Origin of the sequence: Amycolatopsis sp. 3B14, assembly GCF_050958625.1 — a bacterium.
GTDB lineage: Bacteria > Actinomycetota > Actinomycetes > Mycobacteriales > Pseudonocardiaceae > Amycolatopsis_E > Amycolatopsis_E thermoflava.
In genome coordinates this window covers 53,103-76,771 of the sequence record NZ_JBHZEN010000065.1, presented here as the reverse complement: position 1 = coordinate 76,771, position 23,669 = coordinate 53,103, and the positions used below count along the sequence as shown (strand labels likewise).

Annotated in this window: 21 protein-coding genes and 2 pseudogenes; 5 read left to right on the top strand and 18 right to left on the bottom strand. The window is 71.8% G+C overall.

Translation table 11 applies throughout. The annotated features are described in order from the left end of the window. Nucleotides 1-6 precede the first annotated feature (6 nt). From ACCP09_RS32350 to ACCP09_RS32330, 5 genes are all read right to left on the bottom strand, one after another. A complete protein-coding gene (locus ACCP09_RS32350) occupies nucleotides 7-1,107 on the bottom strand; it encodes a zinc-dependent alcohol dehydrogenase (protein WP_027928841.1) in 1,101 nt (366 codons plus the stop codon). Nucleotides 1,108-1,125: 18 nt separating this feature from the next. Next, on the bottom strand, nucleotides 1,126-2,415 hold the full coding sequence (locus ACCP09_RS32345; RefSeq protein ID WP_123686024.1) for a phenylacetate--CoA ligase family protein: 1,290 nt from the start codon (nucleotides 2,413-2,415) through the stop codon (nucleotides 1,126-1,128). A gap of 165 nt (nucleotides 2,416-2,580) precedes the next feature. Continuing rightward, entirely contained in the window at nucleotides 2,581-3,570 is a 990-nt protein-coding gene (locus ACCP09_RS32340; protein WP_433752531.1) for an LLM class F420-dependent oxidoreductase, read from the bottom strand. After that, a complete protein-coding gene (locus tag ACCP09_RS32335) occupies nucleotides 3,557-5,014 on the bottom strand; it encodes an aldehyde dehydrogenase family protein (RefSeq protein WP_433752529.1) in 1,458 nt (485 codons plus the stop codon). Before ACCP09_RS32335 ends, ACCP09_RS32340 begins: the two co-directional genes overlap by 14 nt. A gap of 261 nt (nucleotides 5,015-5,275) precedes the next feature. Then, nucleotides 5,276-5,437: a hypothetical protein gene (locus ACCP09_RS32330; RefSeq protein ID WP_208722442.1), complete on the bottom strand. Its 162-nt coding sequence runs from the start codon at nucleotides 5,435-5,437 to the stop codon at nucleotides 5,276-5,278. 23 nt (nucleotides 5,438-5,460) lie between these two features. On the opposite strand from ACCP09_RS32330, the gene ACCP09_RS32325 reads away from it, so the two are divergent. The 4 genes and pseudogenes from ACCP09_RS32325 (at nucleotide 5,461) to ACCP09_RS32310 (ending at nucleotide 8,892) form a co-directional block, all read left to right on the top strand. Continuing rightward, nucleotides 5,461-5,853: a MarR family winged helix-turn-helix transcriptional regulator gene (locus ACCP09_RS32325; protein ID WP_433752527.1), complete on the top strand. Its 393-nt coding sequence runs from the start codon at nucleotides 5,461-5,463 to the stop codon at nucleotides 5,851-5,853. Nucleotides 5,854-5,975: 122 nt separating this feature from the next. Beyond that, nucleotides 5,976-7,271 (top strand): MFS transporter, encoded by a 1,296-nt coding sequence (locus ACCP09_RS32320; protein WP_123686021.1) that lies wholly within the window; start codon nucleotides 5,976-5,978, stop codon nucleotides 7,269-7,271. Then, nucleotides 7,268-8,074 carry an IclR family transcriptional regulator gene (locus tag ACCP09_RS32315; RefSeq protein WP_027928836.1) on the top strand — a complete coding sequence of 269 codons (807 nt, stop codon included), beginning with the start codon at nucleotides 7,268-7,270 and terminating at the stop codon, nucleotides 8,072-8,074. The genes ACCP09_RS32320 and ACCP09_RS32315 overlap by 4 nt, the downstream gene beginning before the upstream one ends. 440 nt (nucleotides 8,075-8,514) lie before the next feature. Continuing rightward, nucleotides 8,515-8,892: pseudogene (locus ACCP09_RS32310) on the top strand (hypothetical protein). A gap of 2 nt (nucleotides 8,893-8,894) precedes the next feature. Here the strand turns inward: ACCP09_RS32310 and ACCP09_RS32305 are convergent. From ACCP09_RS32305 to ACCP09_RS32290, 4 genes are all read right to left on the bottom strand, one after another. Further along, nucleotides 8,895-10,013, bottom strand: a complete 1,119-nt coding sequence (locus ACCP09_RS32305; protein WP_433752525.1) for a hypothetical protein — start codon at nucleotides 10,011-10,013, stop codon at nucleotides 8,895-8,897. 155 nt (nucleotides 10,014-10,168) lie between these two features. Next, nucleotides 10,169-10,924, bottom strand: a complete 756-nt coding sequence (locus tag ACCP09_RS32300; RefSeq protein ID WP_027928834.1) for an SDR family NAD(P)-dependent oxidoreductase — start codon at nucleotides 10,922-10,924, stop codon at nucleotides 10,169-10,171. Nucleotides 10,925-10,975: 51 nt separating this feature from the next. Then, the gene (locus tag ACCP09_RS32295; RefSeq protein ID WP_123686010.1) at nucleotides 10,976-11,968 is read right to left on the bottom strand and encodes an LLM class flavin-dependent oxidoreductase; all 993 of its coding nucleotides are present in this window, start codon (nucleotides 11,966-11,968) and stop codon (nucleotides 10,976-10,978) included. A gap of 38 nt (nucleotides 11,969-12,006) precedes the next feature. After that, nucleotides 12,007-13,539, bottom strand: coding sequence for an acyl-CoA synthetase (locus tag ACCP09_RS32290; RefSeq protein ID WP_123686009.1), 1,533 nt, complete (start codon nucleotides 13,537-13,539; stop codon nucleotides 12,007-12,009). 157 nt (nucleotides 13,540-13,696) lie between these two features. On the opposite strand from ACCP09_RS32290, the gene ACCP09_RS32285 reads away from it, so the two are divergent. Continuing rightward, nucleotides 13,697-14,314 carry a TetR/AcrR family transcriptional regulator gene (locus ACCP09_RS32285; protein WP_027928831.1) on the top strand — a complete coding sequence of 206 codons (618 nt, stop codon included), beginning with the start codon at nucleotides 13,697-13,699 and terminating at the stop codon, nucleotides 14,312-14,314. A gap of 287 nt (nucleotides 14,315-14,601) precedes the next feature. Here the strand turns inward: ACCP09_RS32285 and ACCP09_RS32280 are convergent, their stop codons facing one another. The 9 genes and pseudogenes from ACCP09_RS32280 to ACCP09_RS32240 form a co-directional block, all read right to left on the bottom strand. Then, nucleotides 14,602-15,951 (bottom strand): MFS transporter, encoded by a 1,350-nt coding sequence (locus tag ACCP09_RS32280; protein WP_433752521.1) that lies wholly within the window; start codon nucleotides 15,949-15,951, stop codon nucleotides 14,602-14,604. Between the two features lie 41 nt (nucleotides 15,952-15,992). Continuing rightward, the gene (locus ACCP09_RS32275; RefSeq protein WP_433752519.1) at nucleotides 15,993-17,240 is read right to left on the bottom strand and encodes an alpha/beta hydrolase; all 1,248 of its coding nucleotides are present in this window, start codon (nucleotides 17,238-17,240) and stop codon (nucleotides 15,993-15,995) included. Then, nucleotides 17,237-17,485 carry a hypothetical protein gene (locus ACCP09_RS32270; protein ID WP_027928828.1) on the bottom strand — a complete coding sequence of 83 codons (249 nt, stop codon included), beginning with the start codon at nucleotides 17,483-17,485 and terminating at the stop codon, nucleotides 17,237-17,239. Before ACCP09_RS32270 ends, ACCP09_RS32275 begins: the two co-directional genes overlap by 4 nt. Beyond that, nucleotides 17,482-18,123 carry a VOC family protein gene (locus ACCP09_RS32265; RefSeq protein WP_433752517.1) on the bottom strand — a complete coding sequence of 214 codons (642 nt, stop codon included), beginning with the start codon at nucleotides 18,121-18,123 and terminating at the stop codon, nucleotides 17,482-17,484. Before ACCP09_RS32265 ends, ACCP09_RS32270 begins: the two co-directional genes overlap by 4 nt. Before the next feature lie 151 nt (nucleotides 18,124-18,274). Then, a pseudogene (locus ACCP09_RS32260) lies at nucleotides 18,275-18,701 on the bottom strand (IS110 family transposase); the annotation flags it as partial. 79 nt (nucleotides 18,702-18,780) lie between these two features. After that, on the bottom strand, nucleotides 18,781-19,557 hold the full coding sequence (locus tag ACCP09_RS32255) for a TetR/AcrR family transcriptional regulator (protein WP_037323160.1): 777 nt from the start codon (nucleotides 19,555-19,557) through the stop codon (nucleotides 18,781-18,783). Between the two features lie 37 nt (nucleotides 19,558-19,594). Further along, a complete protein-coding gene (locus ACCP09_RS32250; RefSeq protein WP_378364426.1) occupies nucleotides 19,595-20,347 on the bottom strand; it encodes a maleate cis-trans isomerase family protein in 753 nt (250 codons plus the stop codon). Then, nucleotides 20,344-22,062, bottom strand: coding sequence for a (2,3-dihydroxybenzoyl)adenylate synthase (locus ACCP09_RS32245; protein WP_433752515.1), 1,719 nt, complete (start codon nucleotides 22,060-22,062; stop codon nucleotides 20,344-20,346). Before ACCP09_RS32245 ends, ACCP09_RS32250 begins: the two co-directional genes overlap by 4 nt. Next, the gene (locus ACCP09_RS32240) at nucleotides 22,059-23,597 is read right to left on the bottom strand and encodes an FAD-dependent monooxygenase (protein WP_433752513.1); all 1,539 of its coding nucleotides are present in this window, start codon (nucleotides 23,595-23,597) and stop codon (nucleotides 22,059-22,061) included. Before ACCP09_RS32240 ends, ACCP09_RS32245 begins: the two co-directional genes overlap by 4 nt. Nucleotides 23,598-23,669 lie beyond the last annotated feature (72 nt).

Below are 23,669 nucleotides of genomic sequence, written 5' to 3'. Positions count from 1 at the left end.
GGCTCCTCACGGGTGGACGGAGACGTGGACAGCGGACTCGCCGGGCACCTCACCGGCGAGGGTCTCCATCGCCAGCGCCGCCTGTTCGAGGCCGAAGGTGTGGGTGTGCAGCTTCGCCAGCGGGTACCGGCCGGATTCGATGATGGCGATGGCCTGCTTGTTGGCGGTGGCGTCCACCCCGAACGCGCCGACGACGGTGAGCGCGCGGTTGATGATCAGGTCGGTGGGCACCGGGATCTCGCGGCCGCCCTTGAGCCCGGCCAGCACGACCCGCCCGCCCTGCCGCGCGGCCTTGAACGCGTCGGTGACCGGGGCGGCGGCCATCGGGGTCAGTTCCAGGACGACGTCGGCCATCGCGCCGCCGGTGACGTCGCCGACGAACTCGACGGTGTCCACGGCGTCGTCGCCGTCCACGACGATGGCGTGGTCGGCGCCCAGTTCGAGGGCGAGGTCGAGCTTGTGCCGGTCGGACTCCAGCCCGGTGACGATGATCGTGCCCGCCCCGGCGTGCCGGGCGGCGATCACGCAGGACAGGCCGCGCTGCCCGGCGCCGAGCACCAGCACCGTGTCGCCGAGCCCGACCTGGCCGAGCCCGCACGCCCACCGCACCCCGGCGCCCAGCGGGTTGAACATGGCCGCGACCTCGACCGGCACCGACTTGTCGATTTTGTGCAGCACCGCGCCGGGTGAGAGGTAGAGGTGCTCGGCGAGCCCGCCCCACAGCGACGGCGCGACGTCGATGCCGGTGACGCCGTGGCCGCGGGTGCGGTTGGGGCAGAACTGGTACCGGCCGGTCAGGCAGTGGTGGCAGGACCGGCACGGGATGATGACCTCCAGCGCGACCCGGTCCCCCGGCCGCACGCCCCACCGCTTCGCGGCTTCGTCGCCGATCTCCTCGACGATACCCAGCGGTTCGTGGCCGGGGATCACCGGGCCGCCGGAGCCCATGCGCAGGTGTCCCTTGTAGGCCTCGACGTCGCTGCCGCAGATGCCGTTGGCCTCCACGCGCAGCAGTCCGGTGTCCGGTCCGATCTCCGGGCGCGGGAACTCCCGCATCTCGATGGTTCGCGGGCCGGTCTGCACGGCGGCGCGGACGGTTTCTCCCATGGCGAGGCGCCTTTCTGTTCAGCCGGCGAGCCGGGTCAGGCGGGACTTCATCTCGGAGCGCTCCAGCGATCCGGGCGGGACGAGGGTGACCGCGGCCCGCACCGAAAGCCGGGAGCGGATCAGGTGCTCCAGTTCGCCGCGCAGCTGGTCGCGGTCGCCGGGGTGCTCGCCCCATTCGGCCTCGACGCACAGCGGCGGTTCGACGCGCGGGCCCGGTCCGGGCAGCACGATCTGCACCGCGCCGGTGGTGCGCGGGTGCAGGGTCTGCACCAGGTCGCGCACGGCGGAGGGGAACACGTTGACGCCGAGCACGATCAGCATGTCGTCGGTGCGCCCGACGCAGCGGATCAGCGGGGCGCCGTCGGCCGCGAGGCCGGTGACGACGACCCGGTCGCGGGTGCGGAACCGGACCAGCGGGCAGCATTCGCGGTCGACGGAGGTGTAGACCAGCTCGCCGGTGGCGCCGGGCTCGGGGACGACGGGCTGACCGGTCTCCGGGTCGATCAGCTCGACGACGACGTGCCGCCCGCCGGTGAACCGCATCCCGCCGGTGCCCGGTTCCTCGCCGAACAGGACCGGCGCCATGTCGGCGTTGCCGAGCCCTTCGGTGACGGTCGCGCCCCATTCGGCTTCCACGTGCGCCCGGAACGCCGGCTCTCCCCCACCGGGTTCGCCGCCGACGAACACCTTCCGCACCCCGAACTCGCGGGGGTCGCGGCCGTGCGAGCGCAGGTACTCGGCGAGGTAGCGGGCGTAGGACGGGGTCGAGTGCAGCGCGGTGACGCCGAGGGTTTCCAGTGCCAGCAACGCTTTCTCCGACGCGCCGGTGCCGATCGGGATGACGGTGGAGCCGATGGATTCGAGCGCGTCGCGGATGGGCAGGCCGCCGACGAACAGGGTGAGCCCGGCGCCGTGCAGGACGACGTCGTCGGGGCGGGCGCCCATGGTGCGGAAGGCGCGGGCCACCATTTCGGTCCAGGACTGGGCGTCGCGGCGGGTGACGCCGACCCAGCTGGGTTTGCCGGTGGTGCCGGTGGAGGCGTGGACGCGGATCACGTCGGCCAGGCCGGTGCCGGCGTGGCGGCCCAGCGGCGGCGCGGCGGCCTGCGACTCGCGCAGCATGGCCTTGGTGGTGAAGGGCAGTTTCGGCAGGTCGGCGAGCGAGTCGACGGCGGCGGGCTCGACGCCGTGCCCGGTCCAGAGGTCGGCGTAGAACGGCGACCGCGCGGGCAGCTCCCGCAGCTGTCCGCGCAGCGCTGCGGTGACGGCCTCGCGGTCCGCCGGCGCGACGAAATCGGGTGTGACCACAGGAGGACCTTTCTTGTGAAGCGGCGGAGCCGCTTGCGGTGGGCCGTCAGCCGGCACCGCCGCGGGTTCTGGGCGGCCCAGCCGCGCGGAGCGCGTCCGTTGAGGGTGGTGGTGGGCCGGCGGGTGGGAATTCATGAGGAGGCGATCCCACAGCGAGGGGCCGTCTCAGGTTCCGCCACCCGCACCGCCACGCAGGCCGCGTCCTACTGGCATCGCGGTGAGCGCGGGCCGCGTGAGGTGGGGAAGGACCTCGGCGCCGAGGAGGGCGATGTGCTCGAGGTCGTGGATGTCGTAGATGTGCAGGTACACGGTGTCCGCGCCGGCGTCGGCCAGGTCGCCGATCCGGTCGACGACCTGGGCCGGGGTGCCGACGGCGGCGTGCTCGCGGATGAAGTCGGAGCCGATGATTTCGCCGCGGCGGGCGGCTTGGGCGGGGGTGGCGCCGCAGGCGACGGGCAGCACCGCGGACAGCCGCGGCTCGGCGGGGTCGCGGTCGATCGCCTCGCAGGCCCGGTGGAAGGTCGCGTAGCGTTCGCGCAGGTCGCCGCCGAGGGCGCCGTTGAACTCAGTGGCGTAGCGCGCCGCGATCGCCGGGGTGCGTTTCGGGCCGCTGCCGCCGACGATGACCGGCGGGTGCGGGTCCTGGACCGGGCGGGGCGGGGTCCGGTTGTCGTCGATGCGGTAGTGCTTGCCCTCGAAGGAAAACGGGCTCTCGCGCCACAGGCCGGTGATGATCGCCAGCTGTTCCTCCAGCCGGTCGAACCGCTCACCGGTGCCGGGGAACGGGATGCCGAACGCGGCGTGCTCGCGTTCGTACCAGCCGGTGCCCAGTCCGAGCTCGGCGCGGCCGCCGCTCATCTCGTCGAGGCTGGCGACGATGGTGGCGAGGATGCCGGGCTGGCGGAACGTGGCCGCGCCGACCAGCGCGCCGAGCCGCACCCGGCTGGTGTCGCGCGCGAGGCCGCCGAGGGTGGTCCAGCAGTCGGTGGGCCGGTAGGTGGTGTCGGCGGGGTCGACGCCGAGCAGGTGGTCGGAGCGGAAGAACGCGTCGAAACCGGCGTCCTCGGTGGCTCGGGCCAAGGCGAGGATGTCGTCGTAGCGGGCGCCGTGGCGGGGCTCCATGAGCACCCGCAGCCGCAGGTCAGAGCGTGCCACGCAGCGACACCGCCTTCACCTGGGTGTAGTCGAGCACGGCGTCGGCGCCCATGGTGCGGCCGAAGCCGCTGCGCTTGTAGCCGCCGAACGGCGCGCCGGTGACCCCGGCGCCGAGCGCCGCGTTGACCGCGACCTGCCCGGCCTGCAGTCCCTTCGACATCCGCACCGCGCGCCCGAGGTCCCGCGTCCATACCGAGGCGACGAGGCCGTATTCGGTGCCGTTGGCCACGTCGAGCGCGTCCTCTTCGGACTCGACGGGGATGACCGACAGCACCGGGCCGAAGATCTCCTCCTGGGCGATGCGCATGTCCGGGGCGACGTGGTCGAACAGCGTCGGCTGGACGAAGAAGCCGCGGTCGAACCCGTCCGGCACGCCGCCGCCGAGGACCAGTTCCGCGCCCTCCTCGCGGCCGAGGCGCACGTAGTCCAGGACCCGGGCGTGCTGCTTGGCGTTGATGAGGGGGCCCATCTGGACCGGCTCGTGCCACGGCCCGACGCGCACCTTCGCCAGCTGCTCGGCCAGCCGCTGCACGACCTCGGCGTGCACGGACCGCTCGACGACGACGCGGGACCCGGCGGCGCAGATCTGCCCGGTGTTGAGCGTGATGCCCGTGGTGATCGCGGGGATCGCGGCGTCCAGGTCGGCGTCGGCGAAGATCACCTGCGGCGACTTGCCGCCCAGTTCCAGGTGCAGCGGCACGAGGTTGCGTGCGCAGGCGGCCATCACGAGCGAGCCGGTTTCCGGGGAGCCGGTGAAGCTCATCCGCCGGATGCCCGGGTGCACCGGCAGCGCCGCGCCCGCTTCGCCGCCGTAGCCGGTGACGACGTTGACCACGCCGGGCGGGATGCCCGCGTCGAGCGCGAGCCGGGCCAGCGCGAGCGGGGTGAGCGGCGCGTCCTCGGCGGGTTTGACGACGATGGTGTTGCCCGCGGCGATGGCGGCGCCGACGTCGTTGACGAACATCGGGCCGGGCGCGTTCCACGGGATGATGCTGCCGACCACGCCGTAGGGTTCGCGCAGCGTCAGGCCGAGCACGCCGGGGCCGGCGGGCAGCGACACGCCCTGCACCTTGTCGGCCTGCCCGGCGATGAAGGTGAGGATCCGCGCCAGCGGCGGCGGTCCCCAGTGCGGGCGGCCGACCTCGCGCGATTCGAGCTGGTCGATCTCGGTCTCGTGCTGCTCGATCAGCTGCACCCACCGCAGGATCAGCTTGCCGCGCTCGGTGGCGGGGGTGTCGCGCCAGGCCGGGAAGGCGGCCTGCGCGGCGGTGACCGCGGCGTCGATATCGGCGGCGCCGCCGCGGGGCACCCGGGCGAGGACGCCGCCGGTGGCCGGGTCGAGCACGTCGATGCTGTCCCCGCCGGCCGCGGGGACCCAGTCGCCGCCGACGAGGTGGGTGTTCTCCGTGACCAGGGCCCCGGGGCCCGGCAGAACAGTCGTCATAACCGCTCTCCTCGCTGTTGGTGAACCCGACTCTGCCGGGCCCGCGGCGAGCGGAGCGAGGCGTCTTTCGCGACGCGGAAAGGGTTCGCCGGGTGCCCCCGCCGATGCGGACGGGAGCACCCGGCGGGAGGTCAGAGCTTGCTGCTGGTCTTGGCGAGGACGCCGGCGAGCAGGTCGTAGTCGACGTCCTGCCAGATCCGGTACTCGTCGAGCAGGCCTGCCGCCGCGAGGGTCTCGGTCAGGCGGCCGGTGTTTGTCTCCTTATCGGCCGGACTGGCGGGGGTTCCGCCAGGTGGCGCTGTCGACGAAGTGGTTGTCGTAGCGCTCTTGTGCGCCGAGGACGGTTTCCGGTCCGGCGGCGCCGTTGCGGACCTGGTCGAGGAGCCGGAAGTACCCGAACCGCTCCACGCCGGGGGTGAACACGATCAGCAGGTCCGCTGGGGCGGGTGGGGCTCCTCCTCGCGCCGGCGCAGGAGAAGGTGTTCACGACGTTCGGGCTGCAGCGGGGCGAGTTCGACGTCCTCGCGGCGCTGCGCAGGTCGGGCGATCCGTACACGCTCACGCCGTCCCAGCTCTCCGCGACGCTGATGCTGACCCGGGCCGGCATGACGAGCCGGCTGGACCGGCTGGAGGCGGCGGGGTTCGTCGAGCGCACGCTCGACCCCGGGGACCGGCGCAGCTTCCGCGTCCGGCTGACCGACAAGGGCTTCGCCACGGTGGACGAGGCGATGACTGCGCACACCGCCAACGTGACCCGGCTGCTGTCCGCGCTCGACGGGAAGCGACTCGGCGCGCTCGACGACCTGCTGCGGATCCTGCTGCGCGCCCTGGACGGTTAGAGCCAGGTCGATGCGACATCCGTCGCGGGCCGCGCGCGGCAAGGGGCCGACGACGTGCGCCCGCCGTGCTCCTTTACTGGAGGCACCCGTTTCCTCCAGAGTCGAAGGTGGGTGGCTGCCGCATGGCCGGTTCGACACCCAGCAGGGCCTCGATCCTGCTGGCCAGCTGCGTCGGGACGTCGATCGAATGGTACGACTACTACGTCTTCGGCAGCGCCTCGGCGCTGGTGTTCGGATCGTTGTTCTTCCCGTCGTTCTCCCCGGTGGCCGGCACGCTCGCGGCGTTCGGCACGTTCGCGGTCGGCTTCATCGCGCGCCCGCTCGGCGGCGCGGTGATCGGGCACTTCGGCGACCGCATCGGCCGCAAGTCGATGCTCGTGCTGACGCTGATGCTCGCCGGGCTGGCCACGTTCCTGATCGGTCTGCTGCCGACGTACGCGGCGATCGGGGTGGCCGCGCCGATCCTGCTGGTGTTCCTGCGGCTGGTGCAGGGGTTCGGCGTCGGCGGCGAGTGGGGCGGCGCGGTGCTGGTCGCCACCGAGCACGCCAGCCCGCGGCAGCGCGCAGTGTACGGCAGCTTCGCGCAGTTCGGCGTACCGATCGGCGTGCTGACCTCGAACCTGGTGTTCCTGCTGGTCGTGGAGACCACCGGCGACGGGTTCGCCACCTGGGGCTGGCGGATCCCGTTCCTGGTCAGCGTCGCGCTGCTGGTGGTCGGGATGCTGGTGCGGCGCACGCTGACCGAGAGCCCGGAGTTCCAGCGGGTGCGCGAGAAGCGGCAGGTCAGCCGGGTGCCCGCGGCGACGCTGCTGCGGGAACGGCCGGGCACACTGCTGCTGGCGAGCCTGGCCGCGATCGCGCCGCCCGCGGTGGGTTACACGGTGATGGTCTACATGCTCAGCTACGGCACGCAGGCCGCCGGGTTCGGGCGCAGCACGCTGCTCACGCTGATCCTGGCCTCGACGGTGCTGTGGATCGCGGGGATCTACGTGGCGGCGCGGTGCGCGGACCGGTGGGGCAGCAAGCCGGTGTACGCGATCGGCGCGGGTTTCGCGGTGGTGTGGGCGTGGCCGCTGTTCCTGCTCGTGGACACCGGGAGCGTGGGCGCGGCGCTGCTGGCGTTCATGGTCGCCGGGATCGTGCAGGCGATCATGGCCGGGGCGCAGGGCGCGCTGTTCACCGAGATCTTCCCGGCGCGGATGCGGTTCAGCGGCGCGTCGATCGCCTACCAGATGGGCGGTCTGGTGGGTGGCGCGGTGACGCCGCTGGCCGCGACCGGGTTGTACGGCGCCTACCACTCGTCGACGCCCATCGCCGTCTACTTGGGACTGTTGTGCGCGGTGAGCCTGGTGGCGGTGCTGGTGCTGCCCGCGCCGTCGCGGGCCGCGGTGCCCGAGGCCGTCGGGAGCGTGCGATGACGACCGCGGCGGGCCGGGTGCTGGCGGTGCTATCGGCGTTCGGACCGCGGCACCGGTCGCTGACCTTGAGCGACATCGCACGGCGGGCCGGGCTGACGTTGCCGACGGCGCACCGGCTGGCGGGCGAGCTGGTGTCGTGGGGTGGCCTGGAGCGGGACCCGGCGGGCCGGTACTCCGTGGGGTTGCGGTTGCTGGAGCTGGCGGCGCTGGCGCCGCGCGGGTTGCAGTTGCGGGAGGCGGCGTTCCCGTTCCTGGACGATCTGCACTCGCTGACGCGCGGGAACGTGCACCTGGCCGTGCGGGACGGCCGCGAGGTCGTCTACGTGGAGACCCTGCGGGCCAGGGCGGCCGCGACGAACAGCCGGGTGGGCGACCGCTGGCCGATGCACGCGACCGGCACCGGGCTGGTGCTGCTGGCGCACGCGGAGCCCGCGTTCCAGGCCGAGGTGCTGCGCTCGCCGCTGGAGCGGTTCACCCGCTACACGATCACGGACCCCGGCGAGCTGCGGCGGCAGCTGGCGTTCATCCGACAGTCCGGGGTCGCGGTCGCGAGGGGCACGATCACGCCGGACGACCTGGTGGTGGCCGCCCCCGTGCGGGACCCGTCAGGCCGGGTCGCGGCGGCGATCAGCGTGGTGGTGCAGGTGGCCGGCGCCCGGCCGCGCGAGCTGGCACGCCTGCTGACGGCCACGTCGCGGTCGTTGTCGCAACGGCTGGCGCGAGGCTCGGCGCGGGTGGTAGAACCCGCTGGGGGACGGCCGGCGGGGTGGGCTGCAGCAGTCGCGTGCGCTGCCGACCGCTGACCGAGCCCATAGCTTGGGCGGCGCCGACCGCCGACCGCCTGCCACGGTCAAGTGCGGCCGGGTCGTAGCCGGCCGATGGAGACTCGGCATCATGAACGGCGATGACCGAGAGCAGGCGATCCGCGTCGCTCTCGACGTTGGAAGGTCACCACCTCACTACCACCTCGGTCCCGCCCAGGTTCCACGGCCGTGCGGCCCGCTGCCGCGCCGCCATCGTGGGCTCGTGATCACGGTGCGCTCCACAGGCGCTCATGTCACCCGGCCGAGTCGAGGGGCGGCAGGGCGCGGCCCGAGAACAGTGTCCAGCACGGCGCTAGCCATGCTGTCACGGTCAGCCCACCGGAACCGGGACGTTCACCGGGCTGACCAGGCTCCCGGACGGGGGTCGGGGCTTGGCAACCTCGGCCGGGAGACCACCGCGCGCCGAGAAGGGATCCCGAGTGTCCGAGACCATCGCCGGTTTTGGTTACGAGCTGGGAATTCTGAAGCGGATCCGCCGCTCGGGCTGGTGGCACGCGTCGCTCAGTTGGCCGGGCTCCTGGCCGCCGAGGAAGGCATCGGCGCGCGCGGCCTACCTCGCCATCTGGCACGACTCCCAGGAAACCCGCACCGGGGACCTGCCCCACACCGCCCAGCCCGGTGCCCGCGACGCGGACAAGCTGGAAATGCTGCTCCAGGCTGTGGAGTACCGGGAGACCGGCGTCCAACGGGTCCGGGGCTGGATCGAGAGCGCCCCGGCAGGCCTGACGACCGCGACTGCCCGGCGAGTCACCGAAGCGGGCATCTCCCTGTCCCCGCTCGCTTGGCGCGAGCGGTGAACTCAAGCCGGACTGAAGAATGGGCGGCGAACAACCGGAGCCGGGCGTCCGAGCAACAGCGATCGGCGCTGCTCTGTGTACCGGACCAAGAATGACGAAAAAGAGAGGCGGAGGTTGTAGCCGAAGTGGCGATACCCCGGAGCGAAGAAGCCGATGCCCCAGGCATCCGGCTCTCCGATCGGGACCCAGCAGCACGTCCAGCCATCGACCGTTTCACCCCAGGCGACCACCCCCGCTTCCGCGGGATGGACAGGTGGAAGCACGTCACGCGCGACAGCGCCGCGCACCCCTTGGCTGGTACGCCTCAGCAGGTCGAAAAGGTCAAGAGCGGGCGAATGAGGTACGGCTATACGCACATCGAGGAACGAGCCGGCTCCATGGTCCCGGACGAACAGCCGGTAGTCTTCCGGGAGACGCAACCCCAGTTCGTCGTGAACGGCTGCCCAGTCAACCGGGTCCGGCTCCTCTCTTCCTGAGCCCAGGAGCCGCTGCAACGCCGGGTAGTCACCCTTCACCCGCGGCGCCGTCCCCCAAGAATTCGGTCCCGCATTCCAGTAACCCCTGCCGCCTGGCAAACCACTCGAATTTCCCTGGGCAATTCGCAGCACGGGCGCACCGGGCGCGATTTTCATCCCCAGCGGCGAACCGTTGATCTCACCCGCGACCAGCTTGGACAGAAACTCACAGGCCGTACCCGAGGATCTCCCCCAGCGCTCGAACTGAGGAGAACACACCACGGTCGGCCATCGCTCACAATCGCCTTCGGTGAGCCAGAACAGCAACCCGTGCTGTCTCGTGCGCCCCCACGGAAGCAGACCGCCGGGCTCCGGATAAATGGGGAACGGGAAGCGCCGAGGCTCCCGCGCCCTCCACTCGCGCATCGTTTCGAGCCGCTGGAGGTAGTAGCCCGGGTACTCGTCTCGGGGAGATCTGTGATCGCCGGGACGAATGACGTGCACCGAACCCTGGAACAAACCCACCGGAAAGAGATCGGCGATTTTCTTGTAATCCGATGGCAACCGGACGCCCAATGACGCCTCGACTGCGTCCCAGTCATAGCCCTGAGACTCGGAGGTCTCGACCCTGACCGTCCGAGCCAACGCGCCTACACAGTCCGTCAACGTCCTTCCCTTGCTTCTCCCGAGCGGTCGGAGTGGCCGGAACAGGTCAACGGCCACTCCGGCACGACCGCCGCTGCGGAGACTGCTTACCACGTCCAGGCGACGGGGGCGGGAGCGGCCGGCGGACCCCCCGAGGGCCCGCCGGCCGAGTCGCCTCAGACGAGCGACGCTGTGAGGCCGCCGTCGAGGACGTAGTGGCTTCCGGTGATCCACGTGGCCCGGTCGGAGGCGAGGAACGCGGCCACCTCCGCGATGTCCTCGGGGGTGCCGAGCCTGCCCTGCTTCATCGCCACCAGGTCGCCGAAGGGGATCTGCGTCGCCGCCTCGAAGTCCGGCACCAGGCGCTCCACCATCGCGGTGTCGGCGAAGCCCGGGCAGACCGCGTTGACCCGCACGCCCGCAGGCCGCATCTCCACCGCCGCGACCCGGGTCAGCTGGATCAGCGCCGCCTTGGTCGCACAGTAGGAGCCGAGCAGCGGGCTGCCGCCGATGCCGGCGATCGAGGCGATGTTGACGACGTTCCCCTTCGACGCCACCAGGTGCGGCGTCGCCGCCTTCATCGCGACGAACGGGCCACGCACGTTGACCGCATAGATCCGGTCGAAACTCTCCGTCGACTGCTGCAGCAGCGGCGAGGAGATCTCGATGCCGGCGTTGTTCACCAGGACGTCGAGGCCACCGAGCAGGTCGGCCGCCTGCTGCACCGCGGCCTGGACCTGGGCTTCGTCGGTGACGTCGCAGTTCGCCACGCCCGCGGCGCCGATCTCGTCGGCGGCCCGCTTGGCCGCGTCGGCGTCAATGTCGCTGACCACGACACGCGCGCCGCGGTCGGTGAACAGCTTCGCGATCGCCTTGCCGATCCCGGCACCGGATCCGGTGACGAAGACCCGCTTACCGTCCAGTTCGGACATCTGTGTTCCTCTCACTTCGTTGTGGGATGGGATCTCGGTCGTGCGCGGTCGCTACATGGCCTCGACCTTCGGCATGATCTCCTCCTTGAGGCGCTTGAGGTCGTCCAGCGTCTTCGCGACCGGCACGTCGGCGAACGGCGGCCACAGCATCGGCATCGTCAGGCCGGCCTCCCGGTAGCGCTTGAGCATGTCGGTGATCTGCGTGGCGGAGCCCGCCAGGAGGTTGGTGCCCTTGCCCATCGGGGTCTGGTCCATGTCCTGGTCGGTGATGACGAACCAGATCATGCTGCTGATCTCGAGGTCGTCGATCGAGCGGGCGGTGTCGAGTTCGTCCAGCTCGCGCTGGATCTCGCCGCGCCACCGCTGGATGTCCTCGGGCGAGTCCTGGATGCCGATCCAGCCGGCGAGGCCGTACGTGGCGACCCGGTTCGCCGCGCGCTTGGGGTCCTTCAGGCCGCTGAAGAAGATCGGCGGGTGCGGCTGCTGCAGCGGCTTGGCCCCGAACCCGCACGGCTCGAAGTCGGCGAACTCGCCGTGGTACTCGAAGACCTCGTTGTTCCAGATGCCCTGGATCACCTCGATCGTTTCGCGCACGTGCTTGTTGCGCTTGGGGAAGATGTGCGAGGCGCTGGACGCGGCGAACTCCTCGGGCATCCAGCCCGCGCCGAGCGCGACGTTGAGCCTGCCGCCCGAGAGGTGGTCGATGGTGCCGAGTTCCGCGGCGAGCACACCCGGCGCGCGGTAGGGCGTGTCGATGACGCTCATGCCGATGCGAACCTTGGACGTCTTCGCGGCGAGCCACGGGATCAGCGGCATGCCCTGGAACCACTGGCCCCGCGAGGACACCGGCAGGCCCTTGGGGAAGCCTTCGATCATGCCGAAGGCGTACTGCAGCTCCTGCCGGTCCGACGACTCGGGCACGACGATCCGGTCCAGCGTCCAGACGGAGTCGAAGTCGAGGTCCTCGGCGAGGGCGGTGAGGTCCTCGAGTTCTCCGACGGTCACCTTTTCGCGGAAGTTGGGCAGGTACAGGGCGAGCTTCACGGTGCGGCCTCCTTGCGGCGACGTGAACGGGTGGCGCCTCAGCGGGTGCTGAGCCGGGAACGGATCTCGGTCTTGAGGACCTTGCCGACGGTTGAGCGGGGCAGATCGGGCCAGATCTCGATCTGCTTGGGCGCCTTGACGCCGCCGATGCGCGCTTTGACGAACGCGGTCAGGTCGTCGAGGTCGATCCCGGCGCCGGGCTGGAGCTGGACCACCGCGGTGACCCGTTCGCCCCACTTCTCGTCGGGCAGGCCGACCACGGCGCAGTCGCGCACGGCGTCGTGAGCCATCAGTGCCTGCTCGACCTCGGCGGAGTAGACGTTGAAGCCGCCGGTGATGACCATGTCCTTGGCGCGGTCGACGATGTGCAGGTAGCCGTCCGCGTCGAGGTACCCGATGTCGCCGGTGTGGTGCCAGCCGTGCGCGGAGACCTCCGCGGTCGCGTCCGGGTTGCGGTAGTAGCCGGCCATCACCAGGGAGCCGCGCACGCAGATCTCGCCCCGCTCGCCGCGCGGCACGGGTTTGCCGTGCTGGTCGAGGATGGCGACGGTGACCAGCGGAGACGGCTTGCCGGCGGAGGACAGCCGGGCGGTGTTGATCGTGCCGTCGGCGTTGCGGTGCTCGGCAGGCGACATCGTCGAGATCATCATCGGGGCCTCGGACTGGCCGAACAGCTGCGCCATCGGCCCGATGCGGTCGAGGGCCTCGGCGAGCCGGGCCGCGGACATCGGCGCCGCGCCGTACCAGAAGCACTGCAGCGACGACAGGTCCGTCCCGTCGAGCGCCGGGTGGCCGAGGACCATGTAGATCACCGTGGGGGGCAGGAACGTGTGGGTGACGCGATGCCGCTCGATGAGTTCGAGGAACCGGCCGACGTCGGGCTTGGCCATGATCACGACCTCGCCGCCGAGCGCCAGCACCGGGAAGCACAGGACGCCGGCCGCGTGGGTCAGCGGCGCCAGCGCCAGGTACACCGGGCGGCCGTGGAACGGGTAGCTCATCAGCGTGATCGCCGACATCGCCTCCAGGTTGCGGTCGGTGAGCATCACGCCTTTGGGGCGGCCCGTGGTGCCGCCGGTGCCGACCAGCGCCACGACGTCGCCGGGCGGCGCCGCCTCGGCTGACGGGTCGTCGCGGGCGGCGTCGAGCCAGCCGTCGAAGCCCGCGGCGAGGTCGTCGCCGTCGCCCAGCCGGACGAGCGTGGTCAGCTTCGGCAGGTTGGGCGCGATCGCGGCGACCAGGTCGTCGAACGCCGGCTGGTAGATCAGCGCCGAGCAGTCGAACAGGTCGAGCAGTTCCGCGTTCTCCGCCGCCGCGTTGCGCGGGTTGATCGGGCACCACACCGCGCCGGCCCGCGCGATGCCGAACACGCAGGCGAAGGCAGTCGGATCGTTGGCCGAGAGGATGCCGACCTTGTCCCCTGGCGCGACGCCCGAGCGGCGTAGCGCCCTGGCGACGGCGTGTGACAGGCCGGCGACCTCGCCGTAGGTCAGGGACTTCCCGTCGAGCGTCAGGCAGGGTGCGTCCGGGTCGAGGGAAGCGCCTTTGTCCAGGTAGAAGGTCAGGGACACCGTTGTCTCCGTCGGTCGCCGGGCGCGGGAAGGTCCGGATCGGAAGTGCGGCCGCCCGCGTCGGCGGCCTGACAGGACTGTTTCTCATCCTTGGACAGTTGTCAAGATTTTCTTGGACGCTTGGTTAAGAAAACGCTCAATGGGTATCGTCTTGGGCGTGACCAGCTCAGCAGCCGCGCGGCGGCGACCCCGTGCCGACAAGTTCGAGGACCGCAGGCGGGAACTCGCGGATGCGGCGCTGGCGACACTGGCCGACTTCGGGTACGCCCGGACGAGCCTGCGCACGATCGCCGACAACACCGAGTTCTCGCACGGGCTGCTGCACTACTACTTCGCGGACAAGATCGAGCTGATCACCTACTGCGTGCGCCGCTACAAGACGGCGTGCGTGCAGCGCTACGAGAACCTCCTGGCCGAGGCGTCCACCCTCGACGGCCTCGCCGCCGCCTGCGGGGACGGGCTGGCGGCCACGCTCGCCGAGGCGCCGCTGATGCACCGGCTCTGGTACGACCTGCGCACGCAGTCGATGTTCGAGGAGGCGTTCCGGGACGACGTCGCGGAGATCGACGGCAGCCTGCAGAACATGATCTGGCGGGTCGTCTGCGCGTACGCCGACCTGGGCGGCATGGAGCCGGCCTGCTCCCCCTCGCAGGCCTACGCCCTGTTCGACGGGCTGTTCCAGCAGGCGCTGCTGCGTCACCTGGCCGGTTCGGAGACCGCGCTGGACGACCTCCGCGCGGGGGCGCGCGACCTGCTGCCGCGCCTGTTCGCCTGACGGCGCCGCGCTGCGTAGGGGCGGCCGGAGCCGGGTGAGTTCTGGAGCCGGGTGCGGGCCCGACCGCGTGTGTCACTCGACCCAGCCCTTGTGGAGCGGGTGATGTTGGTGGAGTGCGGATGCGCCCGCGCGATCGTGGAATCGACCGAGGTCGCCCGGCCGATCCGCCCGACCGCGTCCGCGGTGGCGAGCAGGCCCTGCAGCACGGTGTCCCACGTGCCGCCGACCGCGAGACCACCGGCAGCGTCCCGAGAACCAGCCCCGATCTTCGTCGGACACGCAGCCGGTCACGGGGCGGACACGGGGCCGGCCGGTTCGGCACTCTGGCTCGCAGCCCGCGGGTCGGCGCGCCGGGCACGGGGCACGAGCGTCACGAGCACCGCTCCGAGAAGCGCCGGGGCGGCGAAGGCGTAGAACAGCGAGGCGGTGGGCAGCTCGGCGGAGAGCAGCATCCCGCCGTAGAGCGGGCCGAGGATTCCCCCGAGCCGGCCCACCGACAGCGCGACGCCGATCGCGGTCGCGCGCACGTGGACCGGGTACCGGCCGGCGATCAGCACGTTGATCAGGATCTGGGTGCCCACCGTGCCGACCCCGGCCAGCACGACCGCGACGTAGCGGAACACGAGCGGCATCGGCTGGCTGAGCACCGAAATGCCGACGACCGCGAGCAGGAACGAACCCGCGGTGGCGCGCTGGGAGCCGACGCGGTCGGCGAGACGCCCCACGAGCAACGGTCCGGCCGCGGTGCCGACGTTGAGCACGACGAGGAACGTCAGCGCGGACCCCAACTCGTGGCCCGCGGACCGCATCAGCTGCGGGAGCCAGGTGTACAGCCCGAACAACACCAGCAGCGACGCGAACGTGGTCAGGCAGAACAGCACGGTGGTCACCGCGTACCGGCGCGAGAAGAGCACCGCGAGCCGCCCGGTCCCCGCTCCGGCGGCGGCAGCCTCGACCGGCCCGGCGGGCCCTGGATCGAGGCGCAGGCGCGCGGCCCAGCGGCGAAGCTCGTCGCCGCGTCCCGTGGCGCGCAGGTAGACCAGCGACTCGGGCAGGTAGCGCACGGCCAGGGGGAGAACGACGAGCGCGCCCAGCCCGCCGATCAGGAACTCGGCGCGGAACCCGGCCGCGGGAACCACGACGGCGGCGACGACCGCGGCCAGGGCGCCCCCGGTGCCGACGCCGGCGAAGGCCAGTGCGGTGTCGAGGTTGCGACGCCGGGACGGGGAGTATTCGTAGACCAGGGCGGCGATGGACGGCAGCACACCGCCGACGCCCAGTCCCACCAGGATCCTGCCGAGCGCGAACACGGGGACACCGGGAGCGAGGGCGCACACCAGCATCGCCGCGGAGAACACGGTCACGCTCGCGAGGATGAGCCTGCGGCGGCCGACGATGTCGGTCAGCAGGCCCGCGGCGACGGCGCCGGCGAGCATGCCGACCGGGGTGAGGGTGCCGAGCACACCGGCCTGCGCCACGGTGATCTGCCACGAGCGGTCGGCGAGCAGGAACGGGAGAGCCGCGCCGTAGGCCACGACGTCATAGCCTTCGAGGGTCATGCACGCGAGGCAGAGCAGCAGCACGCTGCGCGGTGTCCGGGCGGGTTCCGCAGGTGACGGGGACACGGGCGAGGACATGGCGACGCCACCTTTCGGTCAGTCCAAAGAGGAGTGTGCAGTCAGGGCCGGGCGAGTTCGAACCGCTCGCCCAGCCAGCCCGCGATCTCCGCGGCGGCCAGCTCGTTGCCCGTGGGTTCACCCTCGGCGATGGGGCCGCCGAAGTGCAGGCCACGCACCACAGCGGTGCTGAGGTCCGTCGCGCCGAGCGCTCCGATCATCCGGCGCGAATCGGCCGGGAACGCGGCCTGGTCGCCGGTGAGCTCGATGAACAGGGTCGGGGCGGTCACCCCGGGCGCGCAACGGACGAAGTCGGCGTTGGAGCTGATCCCGGACCACGTCGACAGCCACGCTTCCGGGGTCGTGAGCCTGCCGAACCCGGCCTGGCCGTAGTTGATGAGATCGGGACGCTTGCCGAACAGCGAGCCGTACGGGCGTTCGCTGGGATCGAGCGACAGGTCGACGGTGCGCGGGTCGGCGTCGGTTCGGTAGACGGTGATGATCCGGGGCGCCAGCGAGCGGCGGCGGTCCTCGGCGCGGCCACCGGCCTTGAACGCGGCGCGCGCCTCGGCCGCGCGGGCGAGGTGGTGGCGGGCGACCGCGTCGATGCGTGCGACGCGGTCGCGCTGGGCCGCCCGGTACCGCTGCAGGAACTCCGCCTCGTAGGCGGAACTGGCCGGTGGCTCGGCGAATCCGTTGGCGGGGTCGAAGGGATCGAGTTCGGGCACGACGGACAGCGGGTCGGACTCGTCGGCGACCGACGGGTCGATGCAGGCCAGCAGGAGCCTGCCCTGCCCGGGGTGCGGGGCGAGGAAGACGGCGCCGTCGGCGAGCGGCATGGTCGCGTCGGCGAGCCGGGTGGGGCGACCGCCGGGGGTGGTGGCGATGCGCGCGCCTGGTGCGAGCGCGGCCTGTTCGAGGTAGAAGGCGTAGAGCGTGCCGCCGCCGGAGTGTCCCAGTAGGACGATCGAGTCGAAGTCCCGCTCCCGCAGGAAGACCAGACCCGCGGCGACGTCCAGCAGCGCCTGCTCGTGCACCAGGGTCAGGTCGTTGTTGACCGAGCGGGTGTGCTGGGTCCACACCGCGGCCCCGGCGTGCAGCAGCAACGGGACGAGCGGGTGGTGAGTGACGTCCTGGCGTGGGTGCATGAGGCACACCACGGTGCGCGCGCCGGGCACGGTGGTCAGCACGCCGCGCACGGTGGCGCCGTCGGCGGTGGTCAGCTCGTGCACGGTGGTGACGGCCGAGGCCGGCCGCTCCCCCGCGGCCAGGTACCGGCCGGCGCCGAGCCGGGAAGCGCTTTCCGTCACGCCGGCTCCACCCGCAGCGCGTCCTTGTCGTGCTGGGTGATGCGGCTGTCGCGGGCGACCCCGCCGACGGCGGAGTACCAGACCGCGTGGCGGCAGCCGGTGGCCCGGCGGTCGATCACGATCGCGCCCGCCGCGCTGATCTCGAAGTAGGGCCCGATCCGGCCGACGGTCACCGCCGGGTCCTCCGCGGCGACCTTCGCGACCGGCGTGTTCTCCGGGACGTCGAGGATGTAGAGCGTCGTCATCGGCCGCTCTCCTGCGCGAGTTCCCAGTCCGCGGCCCGCTCGACGATGAGTTCCGCCTTGCGCGCCAGCAGCTTGCCGAAGGTCGGCTCGGGCTCGCTCACCACGTCGATCAACGCGTCGATGGTGAGGTTCGCGTCCAGGTCCTCCTGCGGCGTCACCGGCCGCATCGCGCGGGTGATCTCGAACATGTAGCCGTTCGGGTCGTGGGTGTAGATCGACTCGATCGTCTCGTGCTGGATCTGCATTTCCACCGGCCAGTCGCTGGCGTCGAGGCGCCGCCGGTACTCCAGCAGGTCCTCCTCGTCCTCGACGTGGATCGCCAGGTGGCGGGACCGGACGAAGAACTCCGGCACGTCGGCGCCGAACCGGGCGTAGACGTCACCCTTCGCGCCCGGCTCGCCGCCGATCTCGCGGCCGGCGCCGAAGTAGTAGAAGAACGCGATCCGGTCGTCGTTGCCGATGTCGAAGAAGAAGTGGATGAAGTCCGGGTGGTCCTCGGGGCCCCAGCCCGCCGCGCAGATGGAATGCACGACCGGGAAGCCCAGGACGTCCCGGTAGAACCGCACCGTCGCGGCCGGGTCGAACGTCGGGAACGCGACGTGGTCGACCCCCTGCACGCGGTGGTCCAAGTCCGTCATAACCGGCCTCCTGCCTGATGGGAATGCGCCTTGCCGCACCGACGTTACGCCTCCGTTGACGAATGCGTCAACAGTTTGACTTAAGCGAAGAAGCCGGGGCCCTATGTGGTTGTCAAGCCGCAGCGGGCGTGGGCTTGGGTTGCGGGGTTCGTGTGAGCAGGCCGCGGATGCGGTTGCTCAGCCGGGTGGCTTCACCGGCCAGGTCGTCGTCGAACCCGACCAGCACCTCCGGCTCGGCCAGGGCCTCGTCACCGGCGTCGACCTGGTGGTGGCCTACCTGCCCGGCCTGGCGATGCGGCGCGTCGCCGATCTCTACCCGGGTACCGCCAAGACCGACGCCCGGGAGTGGTGCCCGCAGGCGCGGGCGACCGCGACCGGCAGTGCACCAATCCCGGTTGATCGACCACGACCAGCAGGGCCCGTGGGCGGCGCGCTTGTCGAACAGCGCCCGCAGTTTGGGTTCGCTGTTGGGAAGCGCCCCGTCACGCAGCCGCTACCCAGTCGGATCCAGGCCGACGGCGTGATGGCAGCCCTTGCCGAACATCCAACCCGAGGAACACGCCATGACCGCTGGTCATCCACCCCGGACGCTCGTCCGGCCGGCCAACGGCACCGGGCGGAGCGACTCCGCCACGGCGTCGAAGCCGTCGGCGGGAGTCAGTCCTTGAGCAGGCGTTCCAGGTGGTCGAGGTCCTGGCGGAGCATCTTCAGCGCGGCCTCGGGCCCCTCGCCGTCGAGGGTGTGGTGGTCGGGGCGCCGCAGCGCGGCGATCGCCATCTCGGCGAGCTGGTCGGTCACGGTCTCCACGTCATCGCGGCCGCCGGGGTGGAACCACCAGGCCACCCAGTTGCACATGCCCAGCACGCCCAGCGCGGCGACGCGGGCGTCGACCGGCCGGAACTGCCCGGCCCGGATCCCGTCCTCGACGACCTCGGCGATCGTCTTCAGCACGGCGCGACGGCTGTCGTCGTAGGCCGCGGTCAGTTCGTCCGGGAGCTCGGCTTCGGAGCGGATGAGCAGCCGGAACCGCGCCGGTTGCGTCGCACGGCGCCGCACGATGATCTCGACCAGCGCGCGCAGCTGGCCGACCGGGTCGAGGTCGGTGTGCGCGACCAGTTCCTTGAGCTCGTTCAGCGGCCCGTCGGTGACTTCCGTGACCAGCTTGGCGAGCAGTTCGTCCTTGCTCTTGACGTAGTAGTAGAGCGCCGGACGGGTGATGCCGATCGCGTCCGCGATGTCCTGCAGGCTCGTTCCGGCGAACCCGCGCTCGGCGAACAGCCGGGTGGCCTGCTCGTACATCTCGTTCTCGACGAGCTCGCGGCGGGCGGTGCTGGCGCGGGCCGGCTTGTCGCTGTCCGCCGCGCCGTCGCGCCGGGCCCGCGAGGACGACTCGGCCTTCCGCCGTGCGGGCGTTCGCCGCGAACCACTGGTCATGGCGGCCATTGTAGGGGAGCCGGTCCGGGCGCCGGGTTCATCGCGCCGCCGCCCGCTCCGCCGCCAAGAGGCGGCCCGCGCCGGGCAGCACGGTCGGCAAACCGAGGTGGCGCAACAGGGTGAACGCGCCGGCCGTGGCCGCGGAGAGGACGGGGATCCCGAACTCCGCCTCGGCGGGGCCGATCAGGTCCAGTGACGGCATCTGCACGCAGGCGGAGATGACGAGCGCGTCGGCGCCGGACAGGTCCAGGCCGCGCGCGGCCGCCATCACCCGGTCGCCCGGGATGCAGCCGACCTCGGCGTTGTCCCCCACTTCGAGCGCGGCCCAGTCGAGCACTTCGAGGCCCTCGGACTCCAGGTAGGACACCACCTGCTCGGCCAGCGGGCGCAGGTACGGGGTGACCAGGGCGATGCGGCGGGCGCCGAGGGCGGCGAGTGCCTCGACGAGCGCGCCGGCGCTGGACAGCACCGCGGGCCGCTGCCCGGCTTGCGCGAGCTGTTCGGTCACCGCGGCTTCGGTTCGCCGGTGCTCGCCAGGACCTTGCGCCATGAGCGCGACGAGGCAGGCGTAGAGCACCGCGTCCACCCCGGCGTCGGACAGTTCGCCGATGCACCGTTCGCGTTGCGCGTTCATCGCCCGCAGCTCCTCCGGGGACACCTTGTGCATCCGCATCCGGCTGGAGTGGAAAGAGAACCGCGCACCGGGGTGACGCCCGAGCAGGGCGGGAACCTCCGTTTCCACGGTGACGTTGGAGCTGGGCACGACGAGCCCGATGCGGTGGGTGGTCACGGATTTCCTCCTGAGGTGGTTGCGGGAGCCGTGCTGCGCGGCCGCCCGGTCCCGGCGCGTTCGGCGGCGACCTTGCGGGCGATGTCGGCGTGCAGGCGTTTCTTGTCCATCTTCCCGACCAGGGTGCGCGGGATTTCGGCGATCAGCTCGATGCGTTCGGGCCACTTGAACTTCGCCACCTGCAGGGCGGCGAAGTGGTCCTGCACGTCGCGCAGGGTGAGCGGCTCACCGGGCACGACGAGGTAGGCGCACGTGCGCTCGCCCAGGCGCGGGTCCGGCATGGCGACCACGGCCGCGGCGGTGATCCGGGGATGGCGGAGCAGCAACGACTCCACCTCCTCGGCGTTGATCTTCTCGCCGCCCCGGTTGATCAGATCCTTGATCCGGCCTTCGATCGTGAGGTACCGCTCCCCGTCGATCTTGCGGACCGCGGCGAGGTCCCCGGTGCGGTAGAAGCCGTCGGAGGTGAACGCCGTCGCGTTGTGCTGAGGGGCGTCGAAGTAGCCGCGGAGGGTGTAGGGGCCGCGGCAGCAGAGTTCGCCGATCTCCCCGTCCGGGACTTCGGTTTCGGTGCCGGGTTCCAGGATCCGGACTTCGTCCATTGGGGACAGTGGGGTGCCGACGGTTTCCGCGCGGGCTTCGCGCGGAGCGCCCGGGCGCGTGGTGATGAAGAGTCCTTCGCCCATGCCGAACAGCTGCCCCGACCACAGACCGCGGCGTTCCAGTCCGTCGAAGAGCGCGGGCGGCACCTTCGTGCCCGACAACACCACCTGGGTCACCGATTTCGTCGCCGCCGCGAACCCGGGCAGGCCGGCCGCCTTGAAGTGCCCGTGCCCGAGCAGGACGTGCGTGACCCGCTCCTCGGCCATCAGCGGGAACGAGACCTCCGGGTCCGCGGTGCCGAGGACCAGGCACGCGCCGACGCTGTGCGGCCCGTGGACCGCGCACACGATGCCCGCGTTGTGGATGACGGGGATCAGGTGGGCCACCCGGGTGTCCGGGCCCCAGCCCCAGGAACGCGCGTAGGCCAGGGCGTTGTACCAGTATTCGGCGTGCAGCCGCGGGATCACCTTCGGCACCCCGGTGGTGCCGCCGGAGAGCTGGAAGACCGCGACGTCGTCGGGATCGATGCCCCGCTGGATGTCCTCGACCGTCGCGCGGGCGGCCCGGGGATCGACGCCGGCGCCGAGCGACTCGACCGCGACGCCCGCGGCGCCGGCGGAACCGCCCAGCACCAGCACGTGACGCAGCGTGGGGTGGTCCCGCTGCTGCTCGACGGCGAAGCCGACCAGGTCGAACCCGCGGTTGTCCGCCTCCACCAGGTGGGCGACGGCGCCGACCCGCCTGCTGATCTCGCCGATCTCGTGGCCGCGGTGCGCGGCCAGGGTGCACACCGGCACCAGCCCGGCCTTGAGCACCCCGTACCAGGCGAGGATCGCCCCGAGCCGGTTCGAGACCTGGAACAGCACCGGATCACCGGGCGTCAGCCCCAGCCCGGCCAGGCCCGCCGCGAGGAGGTCGGTGCGCTCGTCCAGTTCCCGGAAGGTGACCCGCCCGTCGAGCGCGACGACCGCGTCGCGCTCCGGATGGGCCAGCGCGACCGCGTGCAGTTCGTCCGCGATCGTGGCGGTGCCCCACAGGCCCGCCTCCCGGTACCGGCGCACCACGTCACCGGGGTAGGTGACGAGCCGCTCGCCCCACCGGCTTGTCCTCATGCCGCCTCCTCGGTGAACGAGACCAGATCGCACCGGCCGCTGACCAGACCGGCCGCGAGATCGCCGCGCAAGCTCGGCGGGCCGTCCACGACCACCAGCCCGCCCGCCTCCGTGCGGACCCGTTCGGCCAGGTCGAGCCGGGTCAGTACGGCCGGCCGGTCAGCGGGGCCGGTGAACCGGAAACCGTCGGCCCCGTCCCGTCGAGCTTGACGCGCCCGCGCGACGACGGCATCTCCGGCGTCGTCCCAGGGATCGGCGACGACGTCGGCGAACGTGGTGAGCGCCAGGCCGGCGGGAACAGCCGGGAGAACGCGTCGCGGGAATTCGCCCCGCTCGTGCCGCAGGGGTTGTTCCAGCACCCAGTCGACCAGGCCCTGGGCCGGGGGTGTCGAGTTCGCGTACTGCTCGGCCGCGGCGGCGACGACGTCCGGGCTGGTGGCGGCGAAGCGGTCGAGGGGGACGTTGCCCGCCCTGGTCATGTAGGCGACCATCAGCCGCTCGACCGGGATGTGCAGCCGCGACGGGAACGACTCCCACCACAACTGGCTCCGTCGCGCCAGCTCCTGCATCCGCTCCACGTCCGGGCGGCGGGAGGCCTCGTAGCGTGCGAACGCCGCCGCCGCATCGGGTTCTCCGGCCAGCGCTTCGACCAGTCCGATCGCGTCCTCCATCGCGAGCTTGGTGCCCGAGCCGATGGAGAAGTGCGCGGTGTGCGCGGCGTCGCCGAGCAACACGACCCGCCCGGACGACCAGCGCTTGCACCGCACGGTGCGAAACCGCGTCCAGCGGGTCCGGTTGCCGATCAGCGGGTGCCCGCGCAGCTGCGCGGCGAACACCTGCTCCAGGTAGCGCAGCGAGGTGGTGTCCGACGCGTCGGGCGGTGTGGCGTCCGTGGAACGGTCGAACCCGGCGCGGCGCCACGTCTCCTCGTCGGTTTCGATCAGGAACGTGCTGCGGCCGCCGGAGTAGGGATAGGCGTGGGTGACGAACACCCCGTGTTCCGTGTCCACCGGGGCGAACATCGCGTCCGGCAGCGCGAACTCCGCGCCGCACCACAGGTAGAGCCCGCGGCCGACCTCGATGTCCTCGCCGAAGCCGCCGGTGCTCCGGGTGGCGCTGCTGACCCCGTCGGCGGCGATGACGATGTCCGCGTCGAGCTCGTCGGCCGCGCGCCGGGCGCCGTATTCCATGCGCACGCCCGCCTTCTCGGCGTGCCGCCGGAGCACGGCGAGCAGTTCGGTGCGGGCGACACCGATCAGGCGGTCGTTGCGGACCCGCGCGCTCCGGTCCCCCACGGTCATCGTCATGTCGTGCCGGTGCCCGGCGGCCAGGATGTCGCGCAGGGTGTCCGCGTCGGCCGCCTCGAGCCTGCGTTGCGTGCCGGCCGCCAGCCCCACCCCGAAACCGAACGTCTTGTCGGGCTCGCCCTGCTCGTGCACGACCACGTCGCACGAGGGCTGGGCCAGCTTGAGCAGACGCGCGGCGTAGAGACCGCCCGGGCCCCCGCCGAGCACCGCGGCGCGGCGTACTTGCATCCCGACCTCCAGGTTTGACGGCACTTCCCGCTCGTTGACTTCGGCGTAGAGTATTCGACGTACACGATGACA